Origin of the sequence: Geodermatophilus ruber (assembly GCF_900114385.1) — a bacterium.
GTDB lineage: Bacteria > Actinomycetota > Actinomycetes > Mycobacteriales > Geodermatophilaceae > Geodermatophilus > Geodermatophilus ruber.
Genome location: NZ_FOSW01000001.1, coordinates 238,340 through 264,786, shown reverse-complemented (window position 1 = coordinate 264,786; position 26,447 = coordinate 238,340). Strand labels below are relative to the sequence as shown.

The following is a 26,447-nucleotide window of genomic DNA, read 5'->3' as shown; positions in this document are numbered from 1 at the left end:
CGTGCGACGCAGGTCAGGCGGGGTCGGCCACCGGGGAGCGGAAGATCCAGCGCAGCGCCACGAACCGCATCAGGCCGATCAGCGCGGTCACCGCGACCGCCAGGGCCACCTGCGCGAGGACGGGCGCCGTGCCGGTCATCGAGTCGAGCAGGCCGAGCGCCGTGCTCGTGCCGACCAGGCCCAGGACCGTGATGCCGCCGGCCTCCCACTGGGCGGTGAACCAGTGCACCCGCTCCTCGGCCCGGAAGGTGAGCCGGCGGTGCATCTCGTTGGCCAGCGCGGTCGAGGCGGCGGTCGCGAGCAGGTGCGCCGGCAGGTACCCCAGGTCGCGCAGGGCGACGTAGAGCGCGGCGTAGACCAGCGTGGTGGCGCCCCCGACGAGGATGAACCGGCAGAACTGACCCAGGGTGTCCTCCGCGCGCACCCGGGCGGCCAGGACGCCGACCAGGTCACCAGCCGCGGAGCGGCGGCACAGCAGCGAAGGGCAGGTCACGAGGGTCCTCTCGGGGGCACGGTGCAGTTGTCCAGGGTGCTCCGGGCAATCCCCTGGTGGCGAGCTGATATTCCCGTGTCGCCCACCCGGGTGTGTGTGGGACCGATCACGCGGCATCGTCGCCGTCCGGAACGGGTACCGGGTGGTCATGAGCCTCTTGGGGATCCTGGACCGGGTCGCGGACGTGACGACCTTCGACAAGGCGATCGAGCCGGCCCGGCAGGCCGTGCAGTCGACACTCCCGCAGGCGGTCAAGGACGTCCTGCACGGCACCTGGCTCGGCCACCCGCTGCACCCGGTGCTGGCGCAGGTTCCCGTCGGCAGCTGGCTGTCCGCCGGGCTGCTCGACGCCTTACCCCCGCTGCGGCCCGCGGCGACGGTGCTGATCGGCACCGGGGTCGCCGCCGCCGTCCCCGCGGCGCTGACCGGGGCGGCGGACTGGTCGGAGCAGAGCTCGGGGGTCCGCCGGCTGGGCGCGCTGCACGCGGTGGCCAACAGCGTCGCGCTCGGGCTGTACGTGAGCTCGCTGGCCGCCCGTAGCCGGGGGCGGGGGACGCTCGGCCGTGTGCTCTCCTACGCCGGGCTCGGGGTCGCCTCGGGGGCGGCCGCCATCGGCGGCCACATGGCCTACGCGGAGTCCTCCGGGGCGTCGCACGCGGCGACCGCGGCCCGGGCGCTGGCTCCCGACTGGATCGACCTCGGCCCGCTCGACGACCTGCCCGAGCGGCGGCCGGTGCTGCGCACCGGGCGGGGCAACGGTGTCGCGGTGCCCCTGGCCGCGGTCCGGCGGGGAACCCGGGTGGACGTGTTCATCGGGACGTGCGCGCACCTGTCCGGCCCGCTCCACGAGGGCGCGGTGGCGGAGATTCGCGGGCACGAGTGCCTCGTCTGCCCCCTGCACGGGTCGGCGTTCGACCTGGCGACCGGCCACCCGCGCCGTGGACCGTCGGCCGATCCGCAGGAGAAGCTCGAGGTCCGCATGGAGGCCGGCCGAGTCCTGGCCCGGCTGCCGGCCCACCAGCGGTAGGTCTCCCGGGCCGGGAAGTCCCGCGCCGCGCCGGCGGCGGCACGACGGCTCCCGCGTGCGGTGCGCCAGGAGCTGGTCGCGCGCCCATGCGGGGCTGACCGTGGGATCCGGTCCGGCCGTCCCGGGGGGAACGGAACGGCCGGACCGGAGCACGAGGGGCCATCGGGCTGCGGGAACCCGTTCGGCCGGAAATCACGCTAGGTAAGCGATACTGCATCCCGGCATCCCCTGAGCGGGTGAAACGCCGTGAGCTAGAACACCGAACGTGAGGTTCCGATTCGGGGCGGGCTCGCCAGGGCACCCAGCCGAGCGTGTTCTTCCTCTTCTCCAGCCGGTTGGGCTGCCTCGGCTCGCTGGCGGTGTCGGCTCTGCTGACCCTGCTCCTGCTGCTGGTCTTCGACGTCCTCTGAGGGAACGAGCCGCAGGGCGGGCGGGGTCTGCCGAGTGGTGGTAGCCGGGTGCGCCGATCCCGGACATCGTCGTGCGACGGTCGGGACGTCTGGTTGCCGGAGGTGGCAGTGAGGTGCCTACTTCGTCGATGCCGAGGTCCGTTCCTGGGGGCGGACGTCGGTCAGGCTCCGCTGGTCCACCAGCGGGCCGGCGAGCAGCAGCGGCCGGCGCCGGCTTCCGGCCGGGAGAGTGGCTACCGCCGGGGCGAGCCGTCGTCGACGTCGATGACCAGCCGGCAGCGGGGGCACTGCTGACCGGCCGGGAGGTCGGGCCAGCCCAGGCCGTCGAGGGGGTGGAGGTCGGCCGCGTCGACGATCTCGCACAGCGACGAGCCATCCCCGTCGATCACGTGCACGGTGCCTGTGCCGGGCGGGGCGCCGTGCAGCGTCCCGGCGCGCAGGCCGCCGCCGGCGGCGTCTCCGGACGTGTCGGATGGCGCCCCGGCTCGCAGCCGGACGGTGAACCCCTCGCCGTCGGTGAGCAGGCCGACCTCGACGTCGGGCAGCTGGTGGCTGAGCCACAGCCCGAGCCCGGCGCCCGACGTGCCCTCCGGTGCGGGAACGAGGCCGGTGAGCCGGTCGGAGGGGCCGGGGCCGGCGTCGTGCACGCGCACGACGACCCGGCCCGGTGCCGTCCAGACCCGCACCCCGACCGGCGGGCGACCGTACAACTGGGCGTTGATGACGGCCTCGGACATCGCGAACATGACCGCGTCGCACGCGGCGGGGTCGAGCCGCTCCCGCACGGCCTCGCAGACAAGGCGCCGGGTCCGCTTCAGCGACGCATCGCCCAGGCGCACGCTCGGGACGGTCGCCTCCAGCGGATCGGCCGTCGGGGGAAGGGCCTCGAACTCGGGAGCCTCCTGGTAGCGCGGGCTCGGGACGGCACCGCCGTCGGGGATGACGAGCCGGCGGTGGGTGCGCTCGACGACGTCGCGCACGGGGTCGGCCACGGTGGTGGCGTCGTAGAGGCAGCGGCTGTACACCGGGTAGTCCTGCCAGACGACGTTCACGGCGGACTCGTAGCGGTCCCAGCCCGCGAACCGACCGCCGTTGCCCTCGTGCGGGACGTCGCCGGCGATCCGGATCTGCTCGGCGCCGGCCGCCACGTGCTTCTCGAACTGCTGCCGGTAGGCCTCGATGGCGCGCGCCGGCGTGGCGTACAGGCTGGTGTCGGCGATGAAGGTGACAGCCTCGGGGTGGGGCAGCGCCGTCCGGAGCAGGTCGCACTTGCGCTCGTCGTAGCCGATCACCACCGGCTCCCCGGCGGCCAGCCCGCCGGTCACGAACGGGTGGATCAGGGCCAGGAACTCATGATCCGAGCCGTAGAACCCCGCCTCGTGGAAGTTCCCGGTAGAGCCGCGCGCTGGTCCGGTCCTCATGTGTCCGTCCCTTCCTCTGCGCGCTGCAGGCAGGACGCGGCGAGCAGCTCCATCAGCCGGGTCGTGAACGGCGGTGCCGAGCGCAGTGACAACGCCACCCCCTGCTCCCGTGCGTGGGCGCTGAGCGTCAGCAGCAGCCGGTGGTCGACGTACTCGACGTCGGCCATGTCGATGACGACGGTCCCGTCATCGACTCCCGCCCGGATGCGGGTCAGGAGCCGCCGGAGCACCGTGACGCTGGTCGGGTCGTACTCCCCCCCGAGGCCGATGGCGCCGTCCGCGCAGCCGAAGAGCGTGAAGCCCGTTCCTCCCGAGGAGCCGGTGGCGTGCAGCGACGCCAGCTCGTTCACGGTCTCGTGCCCGAGGTCGAGCCGGTAGCCGCACAGCGCTGACAGCGGATGGTCGGCCATGTACCGGTCGGCCAGGAATTCGTACCGAGCCAACGCGTCCAGGTGCGCGGGTGAGCGGACCAGCTCCGAGCCGTCCGCGGCGACCCGCAGGCCGCGGAACCCGTCGGCCAGGGCCTGCTCGGTCGCGGCCGCGTAGAGGCCGACCACCCGGTCGGGGTCGACGGTGTGGGCGTCCCCGTACACGTCCTGGAGCGACAGGATCCGGACCGACCCGTCGGCCAGCCGCCGATCGAGGTCGGGCAGCCCCACCAGGTCCGCCCGCGACCCTTCCGCGCCACCGAGGCCGACGTAGGTCACCCGGCAACCGGCGCGCAGTCCGGCGGCGAAGAAGGCGGTCAGACGGCGGCGGAACTTGCCGACATCGTCGTACACGCAGCACACATGGCCCCGTGGACGACGACTCGCAGCGGAACCGGCGCGACCGTTCGGGCGCATGTGCCCCCGGTACCCGGGTTCCGGGCGCCCACTCCGCGTTCCGGGGAGAATGTTGGACCTCCGGCGGGGCCGGGAGTAGGAGGGTTCTCTGCACCCACCGGGCCTCTGGTGGATGCAGAAGACGCCTGGACCTGCCGCTTCGCCTCGCCGGCGCATCGTGATCGTCGGGCTTTCGGCACGGGCGCCGTTCCTCGGTGGAGCGCAGCAGCACCACTTCCGGAACGGCGCCTTTCCGGGCGGTCGTCGGCGTCTCGTCCTTCTCCTGAGCGGCGTGCTCCACGCTAGCGTTGGCCTGTGGGGGATGTCCGGGACGCTCCGGGCACCGAGTGGGACGGGCACGTCCTGCTGCTGCACCGGACCGAGGGCGAGCGGCTGGCCGGTCTGATCGCCTGGGTTCGTCGTGGGCTGGAGCTGGGCGAGAAGATCATCTACACCGAGCTTCCGCTCATGCCGGAGGTCGCGCTGGTCCCGGTGCTGGAGGCGCGGGGTGTGGACGTTGCCGCCGCCGTCGGCGAGGGGCAGCTCGTGGTGCTGCCGCCGGAGGAGTTCTATCCGCCGGAGGGCCAGCGCGTGGTCGTGGAGCGCGCGCTCGCCGAGGGGTTCCCGGCGGTGCGCATCTCGGCGGAGGTGCGGGCGGCGCTGAGCGTCCTCTCACCCAGCGGGGTCCACGGTGTCGAGCAACAGCTCGACGCGCTCGTCGGCGACCTGCCGATGAGCGCGATGTGCCAGTACTCCGAGGCGACCACCACCGGCACGTGGCTGGACGACGCAGTCGCCACGCACCTGTCCGGCGTGCACCAGTCGTCCTTCTCCACCAGCCGGGACCTGGACGGGCTGGCACTGCACGGAGAGGTCGACGCCACCAACACCGACGTCTTCACTGCGGTGCTGAGCGCCGCGAGCCGTCACCGGTCGCAGGTGCTGTGGGTGGACCTGGGCGAGGTCACCTACGTCGACGCCGGTTCGTGCTGGCGGCTCGACGACGCCACCCGTTACTACCGGTCGTCGGGCGGCCACGTCGTGCTCGTCGCCCTGCAACCGCCGGTCGAGCTCGCGATGCGCATGCTGGAGGTCGACGAGCTCCCCGGCATGCACCTGGTGGGGGGTGAGCGATGACCTCCATCACCGGACCAGCCCACCTGCACGCCGCGCTCCTCTGCCGCTCCGCCGAGGACCTGGCGTCCGCGGTCGTGCCGTTCTTCGCCGACGGGCTGGCCGCCGGCGAGGCGGTCGTGCTCGCCTGCCGGGAGGAGAGCAGCACCCTGCTGGCCGAGGCCCTCGGTCACGACGACCGCATCCTCGTCCTGCCGCGGGAGGGGATCTACACCCGGACCTCGCAGGTGATCGCCACGCTCCGCCGGGTGGTCCGCCGCCAGCTGGTGGCCGGGGCCTCCGGAGTGCGGCTGCTCGGCGAGATCCCGGTCGATCAGGCCGGTGACGAATGGCACGAGTGGCACCGCTGCGAGGCGATCTTCAACGTCGCACTGGGACCGCTGCCGCTGTCGAGCGTGTGCGCCTACGACCGACGCGAGCTGTCCGACGCGATCTGCGAAGGCGTCGAGGAGACCCATCCCGCGCTGATGACCCCCGCGGGTCCCGTGCCCAATCACCGTTACGTGGACCCCGCGACCGTCCTGCGCCGGACCCCGACCACCCGGGCGGGGCGAACGGAAGACATCCCGCCCACGCTCCAGCTGGCAGACCTGACCGATGTCGGCCGGCTGCCGGAGCTGCGCGCGCGAGTGCGCGCCGCCCTGGACGGCTCAGGCGACCCCGGGCAGCTGCGCAGCCGTTTCGCTGCGGCGGTCGCCGAGGTGCTCCTCAACGCCTTGCGGCACGGGCGCCCACCGGTCGCCTTCCGGCTGTGGGCGACGCCGACCCGGCTCGAGTGCACGGTCACGGACCGCGGGGACGGGTTCGACGACCCGCTGGCCGGCTGCACCCCGCCGGGCGACGGCGTCCCACCTGCTGGGGCGGGGCTGTGGCTGGTCCGGCAGGCCTGCGACACGCTGGAGGCGTTCTGGACCGTGACCGGGTTCGCCGTCCGCCTGGCTACCAGCCTGCCCGGATCGGACCCGCCCCCCACGTCGTCATCGGCGGCACCCGCCGACACCCCGGCCGCCCGGGCAGACCGGGCCCGCGCCGACGCGCGGGAGTTGGCCCGTCGGCTCCGGGAGCGGCTCTACTAGGCGGCGCTGCACGCCGGGCCGTGCGTTGCTCGTGGTGGCACTCGGCGCCGGCGGTAGCCTCGCGTCGGGCCGCAGACGGCCCCAGATCTCTCACGCGTTGTCTCGTGGGTTGTCTGGAGGGTCATCTGCACCCACCGGGCCTCTAGCTCAACTGGCAGAGCAGCGGACTTTTAATCCGCGGGTTGTGGGTTCGATCCCCACGGGGCCCACCCTTCTGACCTGCAGGTTCGTCCACGTCAACGCCCTGTGCGGCGCCCACGGACCCCCCTGTGGTCGCAGCGTGGTCGCGAGCTGCCGCGGCGGTGGTCTCGAAGGCCCGCTCCAGCGCCGCCGCCATGGCGTCCGACGCGGTCCGAGCGGTGTCCTCGGACAGGTGGCCGTAGGTGTCGACCGTGATGCCGATGGAGGAGTGCCGGAGCATCTTCGACACGATCGCCATGGGGACGCCGGCGGCGAGCAGCAGGGACGCCGCGCCGTGCCGGAGGTCGTGCAGCCGCACCTGGCGCAGGCCGGCGGCTTGGCTGAGCGCGACGAAGCGGCGGGTGACGTACTCCGGCCGCAGCGGGGCGCCGTTCTCCCGGGCGAACACCAGGCCGTGATCCTCGTAGGCGGTGCCCCAGGTCTGCCGGTCGATGTCCTGCCCGAGCCGCCACTGCAGCAGCGCCTGGACGGCGCGCTCGGTGAGCGGCACGGTCGCCTCAGACGACCGCGTCTTGGGGGTGGAGAACTCGAGCCGGCCGCCGACGTCGACGACGGTCTGCCGGATCCGCGCGGTGCGGTTGGCCAGGTCGAGGTCGGTCCAGCGCAGGCCGAGCGCCTCGCCGCGGCGCAGCCCGGTAGCGGCGATGACCTCGAACAGCGGGCCGAGCCGGTCGGTCTCGACGTGCCGCAGGAAGGTCACGAGCTCGCCGGCTGACCACGGCTGCACCTCGGGGCGGGCCCCGTTCGGCGGGGTGACGTTGCTGGCCACGTTGAACGGCAGCCGGCGCGTCTTGACCCCGTAGCTCAGCGCCGACCGCAGCGTCGCGTGGATCCGCCGGACGGTCACCGGGCCGCGACCGGCGGCAGCGTCGACCAGGAGCTGTTCGACGTGCTCAGCGCGGAGCCGCTCGATCGGTACGTGCCCGATCGCTGGGACGATGACGTTGTCGACGTGCGCCCGGTAGGAGCGCAGCGTGGTCGCCTTCGCCTCGGTGGCCTTCACCTGCAGCCAGCGCGCCAGGAAGGCAGCGACGGTCTCCCGGTCGTCGACGCGCACACCCTGCGCGGTCCGGTTGGCGATGTCGGCCAGGGCCCGGCTCGCGGCCGCCTTGGTGGCGTGGCCGCCGCGGCGCATGGTGCGGCGCTTCCGGCCCTCGGCGGGCATGTCAACGGCGAAGTACCAGGTGCCGTGCTTGCCATCGGTGGCCAGGCGCGGGCAGGCCTGGCCGAGCTGGCGGCCGTCCTCGCCCCGGCAGGAGCAGCGGCGGTAGACCCGGCCGCGGCGGTCGGCGCTCATGCGGCACCTCCCTTCCTCGAGCGTTCGCCGGCGGGCAGGAAGCCGCGGCGCCGTGCCTCCTTGACCCAGCCGTGGACGGTCGTCACTGGCACGCCATTCGCCTCAGCCATCTCCTGGGCTGGTCGCTTGCTCACCGAGGCGAGGTAGCCGAACCCGCGGGCGACCGCCTCGTAGAACTCGTCGGGCCGGCTACGGCCAGCCGGGACGTCCACGGTGATCTTGGGGGAGGCGTAGGGGTGCGGGTGGGCCAACCACCATCCAATGCCGGAGGGCCCAGGGTCCTCGGGGAACGGGATCTGCACCGCGTTCCAGTTCGGCAGCCGCTGCAGCACCTTGTCCCGCCAGGCCGGCTGGTTCACGGCCTGCTCCATGCGCGCCAGGGGGAGCTCCCGGAGGACCCGGGAGGAGGCCACTGCCCCGCCGGAGAACGAGATCAGCACCTCGCGGACGACGATCAGCGCCTCGCTGGGCTCCTCGCGGTCCAGGCCGAAGCGCACGAAGAAGAGCGCCTTTTCGCTGCTGGGGCGCTCGGATCGGTAGGCGGCCCAGCCGGTAGTGCCGTGCCGCAGGCTGAGCCACTCCTTGTCGTCCGCTGCCAACGAGATGACCAAGCGGTCAGGGGCGGTCGGGAGGTCGCTCACGGGTGTGACCGTATCCGAACACTGCCGTTGCGCCTACTAGTGCACATCCAGAGTCTGAGCGTGCTGGACTTGACGCAAGGCCGTTCCACGGGGAATCTCATCGGCGCAAGTCTGAGCTTGCACCGATAGAGGGAGTTCTCCATGAGCCTGGTCGACAGCATCAAGGCGGCTCAACTGCCCCCGCCGGCAGTGCGACGGCGCATCCGGACCGACGCCCGGGTCTCGCTCGCCGATCTGGCGGCAGAGCTGCAGGTCTCGCCCGTCACGGTCCACCGCTGGGAGCGCGGGATCGTGGCGCCCCGCCGCGAACGGGCCATCGCCTACCGCGACCTGCTCGAGGCACTCCGGGACGCAGCGGCATGAGCGCCATGACCCAGGCCGAGCTCGCCGCGCTGCCAGCCACCGTCGACGTCGTCACCGCGGCACGTGCCCTGTCCTGCGGACGCACGCTCGCGTACCAGCTCGTCCGCGCCGGCCAGTTCCCCGCCCGCGTCGTCCGCCTGGGCTCGCGCTACCGCGTGGTCACCGGCGGCCCCGACGGCCTGCTGGCCGCCCTCGGCATCGAGCCGGCTGCTGACAGCCCGCGATCCGCGGTGACGACGTCACCGCCGAACCTGCGGCCGGTCTCCGGCCTCTGACAGGGGCGCCGGGTCCGCCACAGACCCGGCCGCCCACCACCAGACCCCAGAGTCACCTGGAGCCGACCAACATGCTCTCACCGCTGTCGAGAGACTCGCTCGACGCCGACGCCGACGCCGACGCCGACGCCGACGCCGACACCCTGATCTTCGAGCCCCGACGCGGCACCATCCGAGTCCACGGCCAGCGCGTCCCCAGCCTCTTCAACCGCTGCGGAGTCGACCGCCGGCAGTGGGAGCACCTGCAGAAGTGCAGGATGGCCCCGATCCGCTACCTCCCCGCGCTGCTCAAGCAGGCCGAGAAGGACCGGCGCAACATCATCATCGAGCAGGTCGACGAGTGACCCGCCCGCCGGTACACACCGCCGAAGAGGCGTTCGTCGCCGCCCTCATGGCGCTCGACCACACCCGGGCCCGCCCGGTCGTCGACCTCCTCCACCCCGACGACATCGCGAACCACGCGATCCGCCTCGTGCACCAGCTCATCGACCAGCTGTGCGACGCCGGAGTCAGCCCCGACCCGGCCGCGGTCCTGGCACTCGCCATCAGCGAGGAGCGCGCCGCCGGTGAGCACCAGATCAAGACCTTCGCCGGCGTCCTCATGCGGCTGATGGACCACCGCGCCCGCAACAACCCCGCCTCGGTCCGCTGGTACGCCGCCCAGGCCCTCGAGCAGGCCTGGCGCCGCCGCACCGTCGAGATGGCCACCCGGCTTGCCCAGGTCGCCGGCCACGCCGACCCCGACGAGCTCGACCGACTCACTCACGCCGAGCAGGCCGCCGTCGACGCCGTCCGCGCCCGCCACCGGGCCCTCACCGAACCGAGAGGACTAGTCGTCGCCGCATGACCGCAGCCCGCGCCGAACCGCGGTGGATCCAGGACGCAACGGCCGATCCCTGGGCCGACGTCTCGCCACCCGAGCACCCACCCGATGAGCAGCCCACGGCCGCAACACCACCGCGGACCAAGCCACCCCTCGGCGAGCGCCTGCTCACCCGCGGCGCCCTCGCACAGCTCCCCGAGCCCGAACCCCTCATCGACCGCACGATCGACCGGCGCACCGTCGCCGTCATCGCCGGCCACTTCGGCTCGCTGAAGAGCTTCGTCCTGCAGGACTGGGCTGCCAGCATCGCCACCGGCCGACCATGGATGGGCCGACCCGTCGAACAGGGCGCAGTCCTCTACGTCGCCGCCGAAGGCGCCCACGGCCTCCACCCCCGGTTAACCGCCTGGGAGTACGGCTGGCACCGCGACATCCCCGACGACCAGCTCGCCGTCCTCCCCGAGCCGATCAACCTCCTCGACGCCCAGGCCGTCGCCGAGCTCTGCCAGCTTGCCGCCGGCCGCTCCCTGGTCGTCCTCGACACCCTCGCCCGCTGCCTCGTCGGCGCCGACGAGAACAGCGCCAAGGACATGGGCATCGCCGTCGACGCCCTCTACCGCCTCCGCGACGCCACCAATGGCGGCACCATCGCCGTCGCCCACCACACCGGCAAGGACCGCGCCACCATCCGCGGATCCTCCGCCCTCGAGGCCGGCGTCGACACCGTCTACACCACCGAAGGCGACGCCCGTCTCATGAAGCTGAGCCGCACCAAGCGCAAGGACGGCCCCCGCGAGGACACCCTCCAACTGCGCCTCAACCCCGTCCTCGACAGCGGCGTCATCGTGTCCGCGATCGCCGCGGACATGAACGCCAAGGCGCGCGACCTCATGTCCGTGTTCATGTCCGCCTTCGGCGCCACCGGAGCCACCAAGGCCGACCTCCGCAACGTCGCCTCGATGCCCTCCGCCACCTTCCACCGCTCCCTAAACGAGCTGGTCGAAGCCGGAGCCCTCATCGACACCGGGACCGACGCCCGGCCCTTCTACATCCAGGGAGACACCCAGTGATGTCCGCATGTCCGCGACTGTCCGCACCCCGCGGACATGTCCGTCCGTTCGCTCCTCCCTTAGGGAGCGGACACGGACAGCCAGCACCCCACGACGGACAGCCCCACACCACCAGCCAGGAGAGCCGATGAGCCCGCGCGGCCGACACCGCATGGAGGGGCTGGCCGCCCTCGAACCCCATGGACGTCGTCGGTGTGTGGCCCGGAGCAAGCAGTCGGGGGAGCAGTGCAAGCGGGCGCCGATCGTCGGCGGGATGGTCTGCTCGATGCACGGGGGCAAGGCGCCGCGGGTGCGGGCCGAGGCCGAGCGGCGGGAGCGGCAGGCGACGCTGCACGCCGCGGCGGTGACCTATGGGCTGCCGGTCGAGGTGTCGCCGACGCAGGCCCTGGTCGACGAGATCCAGTGGACGGCCGGGCACGTGGCGTGGCTGCGGGAGCGGATCCAGGAGCTCAAGCAGCAGGAGCTGACCTGGGGTCGCACGGAGTACCGCGAGGGCGCCGGCGAGAAGGGCCAGGAGTGGAAGAGCGTGGAGCGGGCTGGGGCGAACGTTCTGCTGGACCTGTACGAGCGGGAGCGCAAGCACCTGGTCGCGGTCATGACGGCGGCGCTGTCGGCGGGGATCGAGGAGCGTCGGGTCAGGCTGGCGCAGGAGCAGGGCCGGCTGGTCGCTGATGCGCTGCGGGGTGCACTCACCGATCTCGGCCATGACCTGACCGACCCTGGGGTCCTGCGGATCGTCTCCACCCGGCTGCGGGCGCTGGCGGGTGGAGACGCGTGACGGCCGCGGTGTCGCGCACGTGCGCGCGTGGGCCTGTCCCGGAACTCCCGGAACTCGGTGTGCGCCTGCGGATTAGCCCTCCGCAGGCGCACCGACTGACCTGCGGTTATGGGCGGTGTGGTCGCGGTGTGGTCGCAGCATCTTCCTGCTCGCATCCGGCTACCGGAGCTGCTGCTCAGCGACGGGGCGTATTACGTGCTGCCACCGCAGAGCCGTGGGCTGCCGTTCCGCCATCTCCGAGTCACCGGCTCAGGGCATGTTCTTCGGGACCAGGTCCTCACGCAACTGGTCGATGAGGACCGCCAAGGCTTCGGTCATCGTTGCGACTGCGTGGTGGGTTCTCCATGTCGGGGACGCTACGTCGGCTCACCGGCGGTTGGGTCAGCCGCCGAGCTGGCCCGTGGCGACGCCGGTGGCGATGCCGATGACGACGTCACGGCCGGCTTGCGAGAGGCCGTCCCTGACCCTCTGCAGGCGCGTCTTCTGCTCGCCCTGGGCTCGGTCGATGGCTTGCTCGAGGGAGGCCATCAGTCGGTCGGCAGCGGTATCGGGGGAGGGCCAGAGGCCGACCTCCCGCCGGCCCGCCGGGGTGAGCTTGGTGAAGATGATGATGCCGTCCGAAGCCGTGCTGATGCCGTCGACGTATCCGGCCTCCTTGAGGCTCTCGCCGATGAGCCCCACGAGGTCCTCGTCGAGGTTCAACGACTCGGCGATGTCGGAGGCCTCGGGTGTCGCCTGAGGGTCGTCGGCGAAGGCGTGGGCCACCTCGTGGAGCACGAGGAGGTCGCGGCTATACCACTGGTCGGGCAGGGGCTCGGGTCGCGTCACTTGGCGGACGTTAGTGGCGTCGTCAGGGGGCCGCTGATGGACACCGCTGCCTGAGGCCGAGGACAGGGCCGGCTGGGCGCTAGCGCGACCGCCGCTCAGGAGCGAGATCGCTGCAGCTTCACCAGCTGAGCAGACGAGTCCCTCGTGTTGCGTTCAAGTGAATTCGCGGCCCTAGTCGTCTGACGCCTGCGGAGGAAAGAAGACGGGCACCCGCTCCCCGCGCGCCCGTCGTAGCGCATCCATGGCCCGCGCTTCATCGACGGAGGGGCTCATGTCCGCGACCGACTTGCCGATTGTGCCGGGATCGCGCTCAATCCTCAGTCGCTCCGCCAGCCTTGCCCCTATAGCTGACAGGGAGCCGTCGTGCCGGAGTGGGGCCGGAGCGAAGTAGTCGCTTGCTGCCTTCAGCAGTCGGTACGCGGCTGGGCTTCCTCGCCACTTCGGGTCCACCGCGATCATGCCGATCGTTCCAGGCGCGGCCCAGGCGGTCAGAGTCGTCGTCCCTTCGCCGATAATGAGTGAGTGCCTGTCAGCGTGGTGCCTCGGCCTGTTCGTGAGCCGGTCATGTCTCGCGTTCAGGAGTCAACGAGTCGCCGCGATCGGCCTGGTCGTCGGTTCATGCCCACCGCGGAACGTGAGCTTGATCCGGACCTCCGCGACTTGGCCGCACGACTCCCTGGGGCCGGACGGGGCGTCACCGTCATCGCTGAGATGCCTGGCCCGGCGGGGCTTCCCGATCTCGTCGCTGTCCCGATGACGCCGCGGTTGGCGACTCGCCTTGAGTACGCGTGTCCTCCCTTGCTGTCTTGGGGCGATGTTCGACTGGCTGCAGCTGCGTCCCCAAGGCAGGCCCTGTCGGCTTCGGCGTTGAGTCGCAGGCTGGAGGCTGACGAGCGGAGCGTCCGGCGACGGATCGCACGGTTGATCGGCTGCGGCGCTCTAGTCGAGACCGCGAGCGGCTGCGTCTTGCGCGCTCCCGAGATCCAACCTGTGGGCCGGATCTATGCGCTGGAGGCCAAGGTTGACGACTGGTCCGGCGGTCTAGGTCAAGCACTCCGCTATGGGGCGTGGGCCGATGCATCCGCAACGGTCGTCCGGCGCCTCCCTCGCGACCGGTCACGGGCGATGGCGCAAGCCGCAGACCTCGGTTTGGGGCTTGCGCTTGGCGCACGATGGCTGGTCCGTCCGCGGGTCAGACGCCTTGAGCTCGCCCGTCGTCTTTGGGCGAGTGAGCACGTCATAGCTGCGCTGGCAGGGGCTTCTCCATCGTCCCCGCCGCGTACTTAGGAACGCTCATAACCAAAGGCCTTCAGCCTCGGCGTAGGCCTTGAGTGCCCTGTACGGCTGCTCCACCCAGCGCATCCGGGAGCTCTCCTGCAGAGTCGTCCGGGGCAGGCGCGTGAGCAGGCTGTCGAAGTCGGCCATCGATCGCTCATAGAAGTTGCGCAATTCCCCTATGCGTCCCGGTCGAGCGACTCCGTGCCCGCTCACAGCGTTCACAAGATCTCGGAGCTGACGCAAGTGGTGGGAACGCTCAGCGGTGTCGTCAGCTGGCATGGGGCCGCCTCGCAGCGTGGTCGCGAAGGCGTCCCCGAGCCTGGCGATGGCATCACCGGTGTCGCGGCGCAGCACCGCCCCAAGCCGGCCTTGTGTCACGTAGGAAGCTGGAATCTGGATGCCAGGCGTCGTGAGCTGGAACGAGCGGGGGTCGAAGAACCGCATCCCCCGATCCCAGCCAGCGCCGATGTCACTCGCACCCGCGGCGACCGCAGGCACTCCGGCGTAGTCGGCGTGGCAGATGATCACGCGAGCTCGCTGGGAAAGGGAGTGCACGGTGCGGAGCAGCCCTGAGAAGGCTTCGGTGTCTGCAAGGTCTGGCACGTTGTCGACGACGATGTCGTTCACGACAGTCAGGGCCCAGCAGGGGGCGCGCAGCGAGGCCAATTGCCCGATATACGCGTCGAGGTCCGAGCCGGCCCGCCAAAAGGACCGTCGCCCAGCCAGCGTCTGCCAGCAGGCCGGATCCAAGCCTCGTGCCAGCTCAGCGGTGCGGAACGCGTCATCCGCAGCTTGGCCAAGCGGGCTTTCCAGGGTCAGCGTCGGCGCCAGGGTAGGAACCGACATCTCGCGCTGTCGCGCGAACACACGTTCAAGATGCTCAAGGCGCTTGGCGTCACTATCGAGCCCTATCCCCGATGGACCCCACAGCTGCCAGGTGTCGTAGTGGAGGACGTCGTCGCTGCCGGGCAGCAAACGCGCATGGGTACTGGCATCGAAAACCGCCTCGCCGCCGGCGGCTATCACCGCAGCACTGACGGTGGCGCCCGCCTGGTGTCGCGGTATCGAAACGCGAGGAGTGTGGAACGGGCTAATGATCACTCCGTCGGCCAGCCCTGCGGCCAACGCCTGCGTCACCCACCGCAGGTGACCGCCACGACGCCCATCTTGGATGAGGACACTCATGAGTCGCTCGCACTGGGAAGCGACTCGAGGAGCTCCTGGGCGTCGAGGTAGCGACGAGCTGGCTGCCGCTGGAGGCACCTGTCAACGACCGAGGCCAGGTCGGCGGGGACGTCCGCCCGGACGCTCGCCACCGGCGGGGCTTGCCCGTTACGGAGCTGTCGGTAGTACTCAGCTTCATCGCCGCGGTACGGCATCGGGCCCGCGCCGGTGAGCGCCTGAAAGGCGAGGATGCCCAGCCCGAAGACGTCGCTGGCGGGAGTCGGGCGGCCGCCCGGTACGTGCTCGGGAGTCATGTAGCCGGGAGTCCCGGGCTGGTACACGCCGGTGAGGGCTGCCTTGGTGAGATGCCGGGCGAAGCCTGGATCCATTACGACGAACCGGCCGTCTGCGCGACGTCGCACATTTCCCGGCGACAGGTCGCGATGAACCACGTCCAGTTCATGGCAGGCCGCCAGGCCAGCTCCCACATCGCGCAGGAGCGACCAAACCTCGCTGGGCTCCCAGGGAAAGGTGCCCACGAGGTTCCTCAGGTCGTCGCCGTCCAGGAACTCCTCAACCCAGCACACCGCTTCCGGACGGTCTCCGATCTCAACGGCTTCCGAGAGCACCCGGACCACGAACTCCGACTCAACCGTCGACAGAAGCTCGACTTCGCGCCGCGCTCGCTCGAGCACCTCATCGGCGTGGGGCCCCTCCGGAACGAGGATCACCTTGGCGACGACGGGGATGCCCTCGAGTTCGGTGGTAAAGACGAGCTTCTGCCCCCCGGTGATCAGCGGGATCAGCTCGGAAGTGCCTAGAGCGGCTTGTACGTCCGCCTGCAGATCCCCGTCGTACACGTACTACCCCCGGCTCACGGACTGTTGGCTTCGTCTCACTCTATGAGGCCGGGCGGCTGGGGCCATCAAGTGGTCGCGTTGTGGTCGCGGACTGCGGGGAAGCAGGCGAGAGACGGCGATGGCCGACGGCACTGGTTGCGGCGCTGACCAGCGCGGACAGCATCATGCGGCACCGTCCGTCACGCCTGGGCTGGGACTTTTAATCCGCGGGTTGTGGGTTCGATCCCCACGGGGCCCACCGTACTGACCAGCAGGTTCTCCTGCAGGGGCTGACCACGGATATCCCGCTGCACGCCCGCCCGCTCGTCGCCCTGGTCGACGTCGGCACCGTGGTCCCGCAGCCTACGTGTCACTCAGCCAGCAGGACAGCGAAGGCAACAGTCCCGAGGAGGTCGCCCGGTTCAAGGCCGTGCGCGCGCACGCGCGCGACGGGGCGGAGAACGCCCTGAGCGCCCCGCTGTCGGACGAACCGGCGGGGGGATGGCATCCGGGGGCCTTGCGGATCTGGACACCGGAGGGGTATCGGAAGCCTCCCGCGGTAGTCCGGCCTGCGGTTTTGCGTCCCGGGGCAGTCCACAGGCGGTCGCGCGCGACGACGGCGTCAGTGCCCGGAGCTGACCCCGTCGGCCGCCATGGTCAGGTCGCCGCAGGTGATCGAGCCGGCCCGCGCGGCCTCGGCCGCGGTGGGCGCGGGCACGATGGAGCGGGCGCCGTTGGCGGCGTGCGGCCCGTTCAGCGCGATGATCGTCCGCTCGACCGACGTCGGACTGCCGCCCGAGTCGGTGACCAGCTTCAGACCGAGCAGGTCGCGCGTGCCGTCGCCGTCGGCGTCCGCGCAGCCGACGCCGGTGCCGTAACCGCTGTAGCCCAGGTCGAAGGTGTACTGCTGCCCCTGCGCGTTCTGCACCGGGATGAGCCGGCAGGTGCTCACCGCCCAGAGCTGGACCTGCCGCCCGTCGCTTGCCAGCGCGATCACCTCTCCGCGGCCGGTGACGTCGGCGAACAGCACCGAGCGCTCGACCGGGCTGCCTGACAGGCCCATCGAGGACCTGACCACGCCGCCGCTGGCGGTGCGAACGCCGAACGTGAAGCCGTTCTGCGCGCCGGGCTGTTCACTGAAGAACGCGGTGTCGGGCCGGCCGTCGCCGTCGACGTCGATCGTCGGCTTGCTGTTCGTCCCGGCCGGGATTGACTCCCCCGACGACGGGCACCCGGCCCTCGCCCCCGAGGACGCCGGAGGTGACGACGTGGCCGACGACGGGGTCGGTTCCGGCCCGTTGGTGGCGGACGGCGGCTCACCGGTCTGCTGGGCGGCCGACGACACGGGGGCGGGGCCGGCCACGGGGGCGCCGGCCGGCAACCGGCCGGCGATCGCCGGCACCGCGACACCGATCAGCAGCACGGCGGCGGCGGAGACCAGCACGGCGGCCCGGTTGCGCCGTTGGGCTCGCCGACGGGTGATGACGTTGTCGGCCACGGCCGTCTCCTCGTAGTAGTCGGACTCGGCGTCGGCCCGCCGGGCCGCTCCGTGCAGCCGGTTCCGCAGTTCGCTCTCGAAGCTCACTGCCTTACCGCCTCTCGCTCGGTGGGAGCGGCCGACAGCAGCTCCCGCAACCGGGCCATCGCCCGGGAGGTCTGGGTCTTGACCGTGCCGACCGAGCAGCCGAGCAGCTCGGCCGTCTGCGCCTCGGAGCGGTCCTCGTAGAAGCGCAGGACGACCACCGCCCGCATCCGCGGGGGCAGCGTTCGCAGCGCCTGCAGCAGCTCGTCGTCCCGCTGCTGATCGGGGCCGGCGGCCCGGTCGGGGATCGTGTCCATCACCTGCTCGGTGGCCGACCGGCGCCTCCACCAGCTGGTGGAGGTGGTGACCAGCACGCGGTGCACGTAGGCGACCGGCTCGCCCCGGCTGCTGATGCGGTCCCAGTGCCGGTAGGACTTGAGCAGCGCCGTCTGCACCAGGTCCTCGGCGTGCCCGCGGTCACCGGTCAGCAGCAACGCGCTGCGCAGCAGCGACCGCCGGTGGGCGACGACGAACCAGCGGAACGACTCGTCCGTTTCCTCGCTCACCGCACCACGCCCCTCGCCGATTCGCTGCGCACGTCTACTACACGCGGTGACCCGCCGCCGACGTTGACACGGCGCGCTCAGGGGTCGACGTAAGGGTCTCGCTCGACAACGAACTGGCCGGTGGCGGTGTTGCTGCGATGAACTCGGGCAGCAGCGGTCTGAGCGCGGAGTCCCCGGCAGGGCGGCGCGACATGCCGGGGCCGCCACGGGTCGCGGGAGTGATCCAGCGGCGTCCGTCGCCGCTGCACGCTCGGATTCGGTAGGGATGTCGACAAGGCATCGCGCGCAGGGACGGGTCACCGACCGCGGATCGGGCCCTCGGCAACGATTCAGTGACGGGGCCGTCCCTACCCCGTCCGAGGGCGCCGATCGCAGGTCGCCGAGACCTAGTTTTTCGGTTGTCCGGCACTTCCCCAGCCGCGACGGAACATTCCCGAGGAGACCCTGCGTGAGCGCGCCCTCTGTACCCATTCCCCGTTCCTCGATCGAGGTCGATCCCATCCCGGCGGACGAGGGGCTGAGCCTCCTGCTGGACCTGCTCGAGCCCGCCGGCGCGAGCAGCGATGCGCACCATGCCGGGCTCAAGGACCGGGTCCAGGTGTGGGTCAAGCGGGCGGCCGACTGGGGCGCCGGTCCGCAGGGAGCCTTCTGTGCCTGGTGAGGGACTCGAGATGACGCTGCTGTGGCCGGCGGCGGCTGTGCTGGGCTTCCTCGCGCTGGCCGCCCTGGTCATCGCGCTGGGGACGCGGTCGACCGCCCGCTTCGAGTTCGAGCGCAACCGCGTGCACGCCCAGCGGCAGCAGATGGCCGTCGCGGCCGCAGCGGGACAGCACCCCGTCGGTGGCCGCCCGGGCGACGGCCTGCCCGCGGAGCCCCCCCGCAGCGGCGCCCCGGCTCAGCCGCGGCGGCCCGAGCAGGCGGCGACCGGTGTGGCCGCCCACCCCGCGGGACGGCGGGCCATGGACCGGGCCTCGGCGTGGTGGCTGGTCGACGAGTCAGGTGACCAGCCGGACCAGCCGGACCAGCCGGACCCATCGGTCCTGGCCGGTCCCTTCCCGGACCGGATCGAGGCGGACTGGGCGGCCCTGTCCAGCGGGCTGGCCGACGACGTCCGCGCGGTCTACGGCGTGTGCCGACCCGACGGCACGCTGGTCCGGCGGCAGCTGCCCCAGGAGCGGGCCTGGCTCGCCCAGCTCGGGCGCCAGCTGGACCGGGTGGCCGAGGACTGGGACGGGCTGCTGTCGGACACCGACGCGCTGACCACGCTGCTGGTGGAGGTGACCGCGGCGCTGGTCGAGGCCGGCCTGCCGCTGCACGACTGCGCCGAGCGCGGCCCGGACGGGGCCGGTGCGGCCGGCGGGGTGTGCCTGACCCCCGACCCCGACCGCGGGGGCATCCTCGTCAGCTGGCGCCAGCACGACCGCATGAGCCTGCAGCAGGTCCGGGGCGCCGAGGTGGACGCGGCGGTGCAGCGGACGATGAACGGCGCGGTCGCCGACGTCCTCGCCCAGATGGACTTCCGGGTCACTCCGTTCGGGTCGACCGGCTGCCACCTCGTCACCGCCGCCCAGTGGTCCGCGCTGGCCTGGTGACACGGGGTCCAGCGCGAAAGATCAGCCCGTGCGCAGTTGCGGGCGCCCGGCGGATGACGTGGCCGTCGGGCGCCCGCTGAGCCAGGCGGAGCGCGGTGTCACCGTGGCAGCTCCTCCGTGGTCGCCTCATCTCTGGTCGCGGAGCCGTCCATGGTCGTGTTGTGCTCATGGATGAGCTCCAGCGCCCTGCGGTGATCCCGGTCGGCGATCGCATCCACCAGGGCCGCGTGCAGCTCGTAGCGGCTGCGGATGTACTCCGGCAGCGGGTGCGCCTCATCCGGCTGCACCGACAGGACGTGTGACTCGATGATGTCGAGCAGGCTCGTGTAGACCGACCGCAGGATCACGTTCGGGCTGACCTCGGCGATCCGGGCGTGCAGCGCCCAGTTGGCGCGTACGAACGCCGTTCCGTCCCGGTCGGCGGTGGTCGCCTTCATGCGCTCCAACTCGGTGCGCATGGCTGCCACGTCGGAGGCGGAGGCGTGGCGGAGGGCGTCCTCCACCAGCAGCGGGTCGAGGGCGTCGCGCAGCCGTACCGCGTCGGCCACCGAGGCGGCATCGTCGTCCAGGGCGAGCACGGAGTTGCCCAGCCGGACCATGGGGGACTGCCGGCTGGCGAACAGGCCTCCGCCGGGACCGGGCCGGACGGAGACGACCCCGCGGGCCTGGACCAGCCGCAGCGCCTCGTTGAACGTGCCCACGGAGACGCCGCACCGGGCGCGCAGTTCTTCCTTCGTGCCCAGGCGGTCGCCGGGGTCGACCGCAGCAGCCAGGGCGGCCAGCTGCTCGGCCGCTCGCTCGGGCCGGGTCGGGGCCGATGCCCGGTCGGTCGGCTGCGGCTCCCAGTCGGCCCGCCGCAGAGCCGGAGCGTCCATGACCGTCAGCGCCTCCGTACCCGCGCCGGCACCGGGGGACCGGCTGCTCGCGCCCCTGCAAAATCCATCATGCCGAATTGTGGCAGACGTCTTGACACGTGACGACGGTCACCCTCAGGCTTCCTGCAATTCACCATGATGGATTGGGGGAGCGGTGCTCGAACAGCAGCTCCGGGACCTCATCGCGGGGGTGTGCGCGCCGGTCGCGGTCGTGACGACCGCCGCCACGACCTGACCGAGGAGATCGAGATGACCGCCGTCCAGGAGACCCCCGCCGACACCGGCGGGACGCCCAGCGCCGCCGAGCTCGTCGCACGGGTCAAGGAACTGCACCCGCTCCTGGCGACGAACGCCGTGGAGGGGGAGCGGGACCGGCGCGTGCTGGAGGAGAGCATCCAGGCCCTCACCACCGCCGGGCTGTTCAAGCTGGCCGTGCCCAAGCGCTACGGCGGCTACGAGACCTCGATGCGCACCATGCTCGACGTCTCCGCCGCGACGGGCGCGGCGGACGGGGGCACCGCGTGGGTGCTCACGCTGACCAACGTCTGCGCGTGGCTGGCCAGCCTGTTCCCGGAGAAGGCGCAGGACGAGGTGTTCGGCGCCGACCCGGACGCCAAGGTCTCCGGGGTCCTCACGCCGACCGCCGAGACCCGCAAGGTGGAGGGCGGCTGGCGGGTGAGCGGCAAGTGGTACTACAACTCCGGCTCCTGGCACGCGACCTGGGCGGTGCTCGGCATCCCGATCACCGACGAGGCGGGCGAGGTCGTCAACCAGGGCCTGGCCCTCATCCCGCGGGGCGACATGGACCTGGAGGACACCTGGTTCGTCGCCGGGATGAAGTCCTCGGGCAGCAACTGCCTGGTGGCCGAGGACGTCTTCGTCCCCGAGCACCGGGTCATGCTCGTGCCGCCCGCGATCGCCGGCGAGTACCCGAGCGAGCACACCGGCACCGAGCCCTTCTACCGCTCGGCCTTCGTCCCGGTCCTGGCGCTGGTCCTGGTCGGGCCCCAGCTCGGCATGGGTAAGGCCGCGCTGGACTACGTCATCAGCAAGGCCGCGAACAAGCCCATCTCGTACACGTTCTTCGCCGCGCAGACCGACTCGACAGCCTTCCAGCTCCAGGTGGCAGAGGCCGCCCGGCTCATCGACACCGCCCACCTGCACGCCTACCGGGCCGCTGCGGACATCGACGAGGCCGCGGCCCGCGGCGTCTACCCCGACGTTCTCACCCGTGCCCGGGTCCGCTCGGACACCGGTTACGTGGCCGAGAACATCACGCGTGCCATCGACATCCTGCTCTCCGCCCACGGAGCCGCCTCCTTCGCCGAGGTCAACCCGCTGCAGCGGATCTGGCGGGACTCGGCGACGGCCGCCCGGCACGCGGTGGTCTCCCCGGCGGTGAGCTACGAGGTGTACGGCAAGGCCCTGCTCGGGGTGGAGGACACCATCACCCCGCTGGTCTGACCGACCCTCCACCCGTCACCCCACCCACCTGAGGAGTTCATCCCCGTGCGCATCGCCAACCTGTCCGGCCGCCTGGTCCTGATCACTGCTGACGGCGCCGGCGCGGTGGACGTCGAGCAGGCCAGCGGCGGGCGGTTCGCCGCCGACCCGCAGGCGGTCTACGACCAGTGGGACGCCTTCGTCTCCTGGGCCACCGACGCAGACCTGCCGCCCGGCGCCCCGTTCGCCGTCGAGGACCTGGGCGCCCCGGCACCGGCGCCGCGGCAGGTGCTGGCCATCGGGCTGAACTACAGCGAGCACGCCGCCGAGTCCGGCTTCGAGGTGCCCGACGCACCCACCGTCATGTTCACCAAGTGGGCCTCCTGCCTGACCGGCCCGGTCACCGAGGTGGTGCTGCCCGGGGGCGGGCACACCGACTGGGAGGTCGAGCTGGTGGCAGTCATCGGCAAGCAGGCGCGCAACGTCAGCGAGGCCGAGGCGTGGAACCACGTCGCCGGGCTCACCGTCGGCCAGGACCTGTCCGAGCGGATCACCCAGAGCGCCGGGCCCTCGCCGCAGTTCAGCCTCGGCAAGTCCCTGCCCGGCTTCGGCCCCATGGGCCCGTGGCTGGTCACCACCGACGAGCTCGACGACCGGGACGACCTCGAGCTCGGCTGCTCGATCAACGGCGAGCAGATGCAGAAGGGCCGCACCCGCGACCTGATCTTCTCGGTGCCGGCCATGATCTCCACGCTCTCCCAGAAGCTCCCGCTGCTGCCCGGGGACGTGTTGTTCACCGGCACCCCCGCCGGCGTCGGCCTGGGCCGCGACCCGCAGCGGTTCCTCGCCCCCGGCGACGAGCTCGTCAGCTACGTCACCGGCATCGGTGAACTCCGGCAGCGCTTCGTCGCCGCCCCCGGCAACTGAAGGTCCCGCAGGTCAGAGCCGACCCGACAGGAGGCCATCGCCGTGGCCCTGCACCGCCTCACGTCCGTCACCATCGGCGTCCCCAACGTCGAGGACACCGTCGCCTACTACACCGAGTTCGGCCTGACCCCGCAGGCCGATGGCTGGTTCACCACCCGCGACGGCGGGCGCCAGCTGCGGATCGTGCAGGCCCCCACCCGCCGGCTCGTGGAGCTGCACATCGGTGCCGATGACGCCGACGACATCGCCCGGGTCGCCGACAACCTCCACCGGCTGGGCATCGAGGCCTCCCGAGAAGCGCAGAGCGTCACCGCGGCCGAGAAGGCCACCGGCGTCCGGGCCACGGTCGAGGTGGCCCCGCGGGTCACGCAGCAGACCGTGCCGGCCACCGCCTACAACGGTCCGGGACGCCTGGAGCGCCAGGGACGGCGCGCCCCGGGGGTGCTGCGCACCGAGCCGGTACAGCCGCGCAAGCTCGGTCACGCCGTGCTCGGGACCACCGATCTCGCGGTGACCCGCTCCTTCTTCGTCGACGGGCTGGGCTTCAAGATCAGCGACGCGATCAAGGGCGCCGCCGTGTTCATGCGCTGTTCCACCGACCACCACAACGTGCTGGTGCTCCAGGCGCCGGTGAGCTTCCTGCACCACACGTCCTGGCAGGTCGACGACGTCGACGATGTCGGCCGCGGCGCCATGGCGATGCTCGAGAACGATCCCGGGCGGCACGTGTGGGGCCTGGGCCGCCACCACGCCGGGTCGAACTTCTTCTGGTACCTGAAGGACCCCGCGGGCAACTTCAGCGAGTACTACTCCGACATGGACTGCATCGTCGACGACCAGCTGTGGACACCGGAGGTCCTCGAGGGTGCCAAGGGACTGTTCAACTGGGGCCCGCCGCCACCGCCGTCCTTCCTCCACCCCGAGGACCTTGCGGCCCTGATGACCGGCGCGCACAGCAAGGCGTGAGCCCGGCCGGGCGCTCCTCAGGCGAGGAAGCGCTCGATCACCGGCGCCAGCTCGGGCGCCTCGGTGACCAGGGCCAGGTGCCCGCCGCGGTAGAGGTGCAGCCGCGCGTCGGGGATCAGCCGCGCCATGAGCTGTGCGTTGACCACCGGGATGATCGGGTCGTCGTCCCCGGCCATGACCAGCGTCGGCTGCCGGATCAGCCGCAGGAACGGCAGGCTGCTCCAGCCGGCGCTCGCGGCCAGCTGGTAGTAGTAGCCCCGCTGCGGGCCCAGCCGGGTCTCCGAGTGCAGCACCTGCGCGGCCCGCTCCGGATCGGTGCGCATCGTGCCGCCGTAGATCGTCCCGGCGATCTCCGTCGCGTACGCGCGGTCCCGGTGCCGGCGGGGGGTCAGCATCCGCGACAGGACCCGGGGGTGGCCGGGGACCATCAGCGTGCCGGTGCCCGTGGCCGCCAGCACCAGCCGGCGGCAGCGCCGGCGGTGCTGGACGGCGAAGTGCTGGGCCAGGGCGCCGCCCCAGGACAGGCCCAGCACGTCGACCGGCTCCTCGTAACCGAGCTGGGTGAGCACCCCGGCCACCACCGGGCTCAGCGTGGCCAGCCGGTACGGGAGGACGGGCCGCGGCGAGCCGCCCACCCCGGGGACGTCGAAGCGGATCACCGCGCGCCCCGGGGCGAGGGCGTCGACGAAGGGCTGCAGCACCTCCAGGCTGGCGCCGATGCCGTTCATCAGCAGCAGCGGGGGTACCGACTCCTCGCCCGGCCGGACCGCCACCCGCAGCGTGCGCCCGCAGGCGGTCACCGTGCGGACGGCCTCGCCGGGGCCGCACGGCCGCCCCGGCGCCGACGCCCTACTTGTCGTAGACATACGTGCCCGGGGCCTCCACCAGCGGCGGCAGCTCGTCGGAGCCGAGGGACGCCGGCGCGGGGACCTCGTCCCCGGACCGCGCGCCCAGCCACGCGACGTAGTCCGGCCACCACGAGCCGGGGACCTTCTCCGCCGCGTCCAGCCACTCCTGCGGGTCCGCCGGTGTCCGCTCGGCCAGCTGGAAGCTCGCCTTCGGATTGCCGGGCGGGTTGACCAGCGAGGCGATGTGCCCGCTGGTGGAGAGGACGAACCGGCTCTCCCCGCCCAGCAGCTGGGTGGTGCGGTAGCAGGACTGCCACGGGCACAGGTGGTCGGCGATGCCGGCGGTCACGTAGGCGTCGACCTCCACCTTGGCCAGGTCCACGGGCGAGCCGAGCATCGTGGCCGTCCCGGGTTTGGTCAGTGTGTTGCCGACGGCGACGTCGATGAAGTCGCGGTGCAGAGCGGCGCTCATACGGGTGGTATCGGCGTTCCAGTAGAGGATGTCGAACGCCGGCGGCGGCTTGCCCTGCAGGTAGTTGTTGACCCAGTAGTTCCACACCAGGTCGTTGGGCCGCAGCCAGGCGAACACCTCGGCGAGCATCGCGCCGTCCAGGTAGCCCTTCTTCCGGGACTTCTCCGTCGCCTCCCTGACCGCCTCGGGGTCCATGAGCGCGCCGATGGTGCCGGCGTGGGCCCAGTCGAGCACGGTGACGGCGAAGCTCGCGGCGGGCACCCGGTCCTGCCGGCCGGTGGCCGCCAGGTGGGCGAGCACCATCGCGGTGATGATCCCGCCGGAGCAGAACCCCTGCAGGGCCACCCGGTCGCTGCCGGTGATCCCGGAGGCGGCGTCCATCGCCTCGAGGACGGCCTGCCCGTAGGTGTCCAGGCCCCAGTCGGCGTGCCGCTCGTCGGGGTTGCGCCAGGACATCAGGAAGACCTGCTGCCCGCCGGCGACGTAGTGCTCGACGATGCTGCGGCCCGGCGCCAGGTCGGTGATGTAGTACTTGTTGATCGTCGGCGGCACGATGACCAGCGGCACGGTCCGCACCGTCTCCGTCGTCGGCCGGTACTGGATCAGCTCGAACACCGGCGTCCGCAGCACCACCGCTCCCGGGGTGACGGCGAGGTCCTCGCCGACGCTGAACGCGTCGGGCTCCACCATCGAGGGCACCCGCGGCGGCGTCGTCAGGTCCGACACCATCCGCCGCAGCCCGTCGACGGCGTTGCGCCCGCCGGTGTCGATGACCGCCTTCCAGGCCAGCGGGTTCACCACCGGCACGTTGCTCGGCGCGAGGGCGTCGACCACGTTGGTCATGGTGAAGCGGATCCGCTCGTCGTCCTGCCAGTCGAGGTTCGCGTCGTCGAGCAGGCCCGCCGCGGCCCGGGCGGTGGCGACGTGCGCCTGCACCGCCCGGTGCATCAGCGGGTTGCCGGTCCACGCCGGGTCGGCGAAGCGCTTGTCCTTCGGCGAGGGGGCGATGTCGGAGCGGCCGATGGCGATCCGTCCCAGGTCCCCGGCCAGGGTCCCCGCCCGCCGGGCCACCGAGCGGGGTCTGCGGGCCAGGGCCGCCCCGAAGCGCAGCACCGTCCGCGCCGGGGGGATCATCCGGCGCAGCGGCCCGCGGGCGGCGTCCACCAGCAGCATGTCCAGGCCCAGCGCGGCGTCGTCGGGGTCCTGCGTCGCGCCGTCCTGGGGGCGTGCCTCCGTCGTCCGGGCTGCTCCGGTCATGCCGGCCTCCCTGCTGCGCTTGGCTCGCGAAGTGACC

General features: G+C 72.1%; 26 protein-coding genes, 1 tRNA gene and 1 pseudogene. 15 read left to right on the top strand and 13 right to left on the bottom strand.

Annotated elements, in window-relative coordinates; genetic code table 11:
- Positions 1 to 13 precede the first annotated feature (13 nt).
- The gene (locus BMZ50_RS01405; protein WP_218146043.1) at positions 14 to 493 is read right to left on the bottom strand and encodes a GtrA family protein; all 480 of its coding nucleotides are present in this window, start codon (positions 491 to 493) and stop codon (positions 14 to 16) included.
- Positions 494 to 641: 148 nt separating this feature from the next.
- Here BMZ50_RS01405 and BMZ50_RS01400 point away from each other — a divergent pair, with 148 nt between their 5' ends.
- Positions 642 to 1,520 carry a Rieske (2Fe-2S) protein gene (locus BMZ50_RS01400; protein ID WP_091320259.1) on the top strand — a complete coding sequence of 293 codons (879 nt, stop codon included), beginning with the start codon at positions 642 to 644 and terminating at the stop codon, positions 1,518 to 1,520.
- A 643-nt stretch (positions 1,521 to 2,163) separates the two neighbouring features.
- Here BMZ50_RS01400 and BMZ50_RS01395 read toward each other — a convergent pair.
- Positions 2,164 to 3,351, bottom strand: coding sequence for a sensor histidine kinase (locus BMZ50_RS01395; protein WP_091320255.1), 1,188 nt, complete (start codon positions 3,349 to 3,351; stop codon positions 2,164 to 2,166).
- Positions 3,348 to 4,133: an MEDS domain-containing protein gene (locus BMZ50_RS01390; protein ID WP_177212579.1), complete on the bottom strand. Its 786-nt coding sequence runs from the start codon at positions 4,131 to 4,133 to the stop codon at positions 3,348 to 3,350. The genes BMZ50_RS01395 and BMZ50_RS01390 overlap by 4 nt, the downstream gene beginning before the upstream one ends.
- 357 nt (positions 4,134 to 4,490) lie before the next feature.
- Between BMZ50_RS01390 and BMZ50_RS01385 the strand changes: the two genes are divergently transcribed.
- The 3 genes from BMZ50_RS01385 (at position 4,491) to BMZ50_RS01375 (ending at position 6,594) form a co-directional block, all read left to right on the top strand.
- Entirely contained in the window at positions 4,491 to 5,312 is an 822-nt protein-coding gene (locus BMZ50_RS01385) for an MEDS domain-containing protein (protein WP_091320247.1), read from the top strand.
- The gene (locus BMZ50_RS01380) at positions 5,309 to 6,385 is read left to right on the top strand and encodes a sensor histidine kinase (protein ID WP_091320243.1); all 1,077 of its coding nucleotides are present in this window, start codon (positions 5,309 to 5,311) and stop codon (positions 6,383 to 6,385) included. The genes BMZ50_RS01385 and BMZ50_RS01380 overlap by 4 nt, the downstream gene beginning before the upstream one ends.
- 136 nt (positions 6,386 to 6,521) lie before the next feature.
- Positions 6,522 to 6,594 (top strand) — tRNA-Lys (locus tag BMZ50_RS01375).
- Between the two features lie 218 nt (positions 6,595 to 6,812).
- On the opposite strand, the pseudogene BMZ50_RS25175 reads toward BMZ50_RS01375, so the two are convergent.
- Together BMZ50_RS25175 and BMZ50_RS01355 are read right to left on the bottom strand one after the other, a co-directional pair.
- Positions 6,813 to 7,721: pseudogene (locus BMZ50_RS25175) on the bottom strand (tyrosine-type recombinase/integrase); the annotation flags it as partial.
- 158 nt (positions 7,722 to 7,879) lie between these two features.
- Complete coding sequence (locus BMZ50_RS01355) at positions 7,880 to 8,524, bottom strand: hypothetical protein (RefSeq protein ID WP_091320232.1); 645 nt, start codon at positions 8,522 to 8,524, stop codon at positions 7,880 to 7,882.
- 141 nt (positions 8,525 to 8,665) lie between these two features.
- On the opposite strand from BMZ50_RS01355, the gene BMZ50_RS01350 reads away from it, so the two are divergent.
- The 6 genes from BMZ50_RS01350 to BMZ50_RS01325 all read left to right on the top strand — a co-directional run bounded on the left by BMZ50_RS01350 (position 8,666) and on the right by BMZ50_RS01325 (position 11,833).
- Positions 8,666 to 8,887 (top strand): helix-turn-helix domain-containing protein, encoded by a 222-nt coding sequence (locus tag BMZ50_RS01350; protein ID WP_091320228.1) that lies wholly within the window; start codon positions 8,666 to 8,668, stop codon positions 8,885 to 8,887.
- Positions 8,884 to 9,162, top strand: a complete 279-nt coding sequence (locus BMZ50_RS01345; protein ID WP_091320223.1) for a hypothetical protein — start codon at positions 8,884 to 8,886, stop codon at positions 9,160 to 9,162. Before BMZ50_RS01350 ends, BMZ50_RS01345 begins: the two co-directional genes overlap by 4 nt.
- Positions 9,163 to 9,233: 71 nt before the next feature.
- Positions 9,234 to 9,506: a hypothetical protein gene (locus BMZ50_RS01340; RefSeq protein ID WP_091320214.1), complete on the top strand. Its 273-nt coding sequence runs from the start codon at positions 9,234 to 9,236 to the stop codon at positions 9,504 to 9,506.
- A complete protein-coding gene (locus tag BMZ50_RS01335; protein ID WP_091320212.1) occupies positions 9,503 to 10,009 on the top strand; it encodes a hypothetical protein in 507 nt (168 codons plus the stop codon). Before BMZ50_RS01340 ends, BMZ50_RS01335 begins: the two co-directional genes overlap by 4 nt.
- The gene (locus tag BMZ50_RS01330; RefSeq protein WP_091320209.1) at positions 10,006 to 11,055 is read left to right on the top strand and encodes an AAA family ATPase; all 1,050 of its coding nucleotides are present in this window, start codon (positions 10,006 to 10,008) and stop codon (positions 11,053 to 11,055) included. The genes BMZ50_RS01335 and BMZ50_RS01330 overlap by 4 nt, the downstream gene beginning before the upstream one ends.
- 196 nt (positions 11,056 to 11,251) lie before the next feature.
- The gene (locus tag BMZ50_RS01325; protein WP_091320205.1) at positions 11,252 to 11,833 is read left to right on the top strand and encodes a hypothetical protein; all 582 of its coding nucleotides are present in this window, start codon (positions 11,252 to 11,254) and stop codon (positions 11,831 to 11,833) included.
- A 381-nt stretch (positions 11,834 to 12,214) separates the two neighbouring features.
- On the opposite strand, the gene BMZ50_RS01320 is transcribed toward BMZ50_RS01325, so the two are convergent.
- From BMZ50_RS01320 to BMZ50_RS24635, 5 genes are all read right to left on the bottom strand, one after another.
- The gene (locus tag BMZ50_RS01320) at positions 12,215 to 12,661 is read right to left on the bottom strand and encodes a hypothetical protein (protein ID WP_091320201.1); all 447 of its coding nucleotides are present in this window, start codon (positions 12,659 to 12,661) and stop codon (positions 12,215 to 12,217) included.
- A 1,293-nt stretch (positions 12,662 to 13,954) separates the two neighbouring features.
- Positions 13,955 to 15,076 carry a hypothetical protein gene (locus tag BMZ50_RS01315; protein ID WP_143087045.1) on the bottom strand — a complete coding sequence of 374 codons (1,122 nt, stop codon included), beginning with the start codon at positions 15,074 to 15,076 and terminating at the stop codon, positions 13,955 to 13,957.
- A 44-nt stretch (positions 15,077 to 15,120) separates the two neighbouring features.
- The gene (locus BMZ50_RS01310) at positions 15,121 to 15,963 is read right to left on the bottom strand and encodes a serine/threonine-protein kinase (protein ID WP_091320193.1); all 843 of its coding nucleotides are present in this window, start codon (positions 15,961 to 15,963) and stop codon (positions 15,121 to 15,123) included.
- Between the two features lie 601 nt (positions 15,964 to 16,564).
- On the bottom strand, positions 16,565 to 17,527 hold the full coding sequence (locus BMZ50_RS01305) for a hypothetical protein (RefSeq protein WP_091320189.1): 963 nt from the start codon (positions 17,525 to 17,527) through the stop codon (positions 16,565 to 16,567).
- Entirely contained in the window at positions 17,524 to 18,030 is a 507-nt protein-coding gene (locus BMZ50_RS24635) for a SigE family RNA polymerase sigma factor (RefSeq protein WP_245753235.1), read from the bottom strand. Before BMZ50_RS24635 ends, BMZ50_RS01305 begins: the two co-directional genes overlap by 4 nt.
- Positions 18,031 to 18,478: 448 nt before the next feature.
- On the opposite strand from BMZ50_RS24635, the gene BMZ50_RS01295 reads away from it, so the two are divergent.
- Positions 18,479 to 18,691, top strand: coding sequence for a hypothetical protein (locus BMZ50_RS01295; RefSeq protein ID WP_091320182.1), 213 nt, complete (start codon positions 18,479 to 18,481; stop codon positions 18,689 to 18,691).
- Positions 18,681 to 19,622, top strand: a complete 942-nt coding sequence (locus tag BMZ50_RS01290) for a hypothetical protein (protein WP_245753232.1) — start codon at positions 18,681 to 18,683, stop codon at positions 19,620 to 19,622. Before BMZ50_RS01295 ends, BMZ50_RS01290 begins: the two co-directional genes overlap by 11 nt.
- Positions 19,623 to 19,720: 98 nt before the next feature.
- Here BMZ50_RS01290 and BMZ50_RS01285 read toward each other — a convergent pair whose 3' ends face one another.
- Positions 19,721 to 20,497, bottom strand: a complete 777-nt coding sequence (locus BMZ50_RS01285) for a FadR/GntR family transcriptional regulator (protein ID WP_091320174.1) — start codon at positions 20,495 to 20,497, stop codon at positions 19,721 to 19,723.
- Positions 20,498 to 20,746: 249 nt separating this feature from the next.
- Here BMZ50_RS01285 and BMZ50_RS01280 point away from each other — a divergent pair, with 249 nt between their 5' ends.
- From BMZ50_RS01280 to BMZ50_RS01270, 3 genes are read left to right on the top strand one after another with little or no spacing between them, the layout of a single operon-like run.
- Positions 20,747 to 21,961, top strand: coding sequence for an acyl-CoA dehydrogenase family protein (locus BMZ50_RS01280; protein ID WP_091320170.1), 1,215 nt, complete (start codon positions 20,747 to 20,749; stop codon positions 21,959 to 21,961).
- A gap of 45 nt (positions 21,962 to 22,006) precedes the next feature.
- Positions 22,007 to 22,867 (top strand): fumarylacetoacetate hydrolase family protein, encoded by an 861-nt coding sequence (locus tag BMZ50_RS01275; RefSeq protein ID WP_091320166.1) that lies wholly within the window; start codon positions 22,007 to 22,009, stop codon positions 22,865 to 22,867.
- Between the two features lie 42 nt (positions 22,868 to 22,909).
- The gene (locus BMZ50_RS01270; RefSeq protein WP_091320161.1) at positions 22,910 to 23,833 is read left to right on the top strand and encodes a VOC family protein; all 924 of its coding nucleotides are present in this window, start codon (positions 22,910 to 22,912) and stop codon (positions 23,831 to 23,833) included.
- A 17-nt stretch (positions 23,834 to 23,850) separates the two neighbouring features.
- Here BMZ50_RS01270 and phaZ read toward each other — a convergent pair whose 3' ends face one another.
- Together phaZ and BMZ50_RS01260 are read right to left on the bottom strand one after the other, a co-directional pair.
- Entirely contained in the window at positions 23,851 to 24,633 is a 783-nt protein-coding gene (phaZ, locus tag BMZ50_RS01265; RefSeq protein WP_218146042.1) for a poly(3-hydroxyalkanoate) depolymerase, read from the bottom strand.
- Positions 24,634 to 24,682: 49 nt separating this feature from the next.
- Positions 24,683 to 26,410, bottom strand: coding sequence for a PHA/PHB synthase family protein (locus BMZ50_RS01260; RefSeq protein ID WP_091320155.1), 1,728 nt, complete (start codon positions 26,408 to 26,410; stop codon positions 24,683 to 24,685).
- Positions 26,411 to 26,447: the final 37 nt, after the last annotated feature.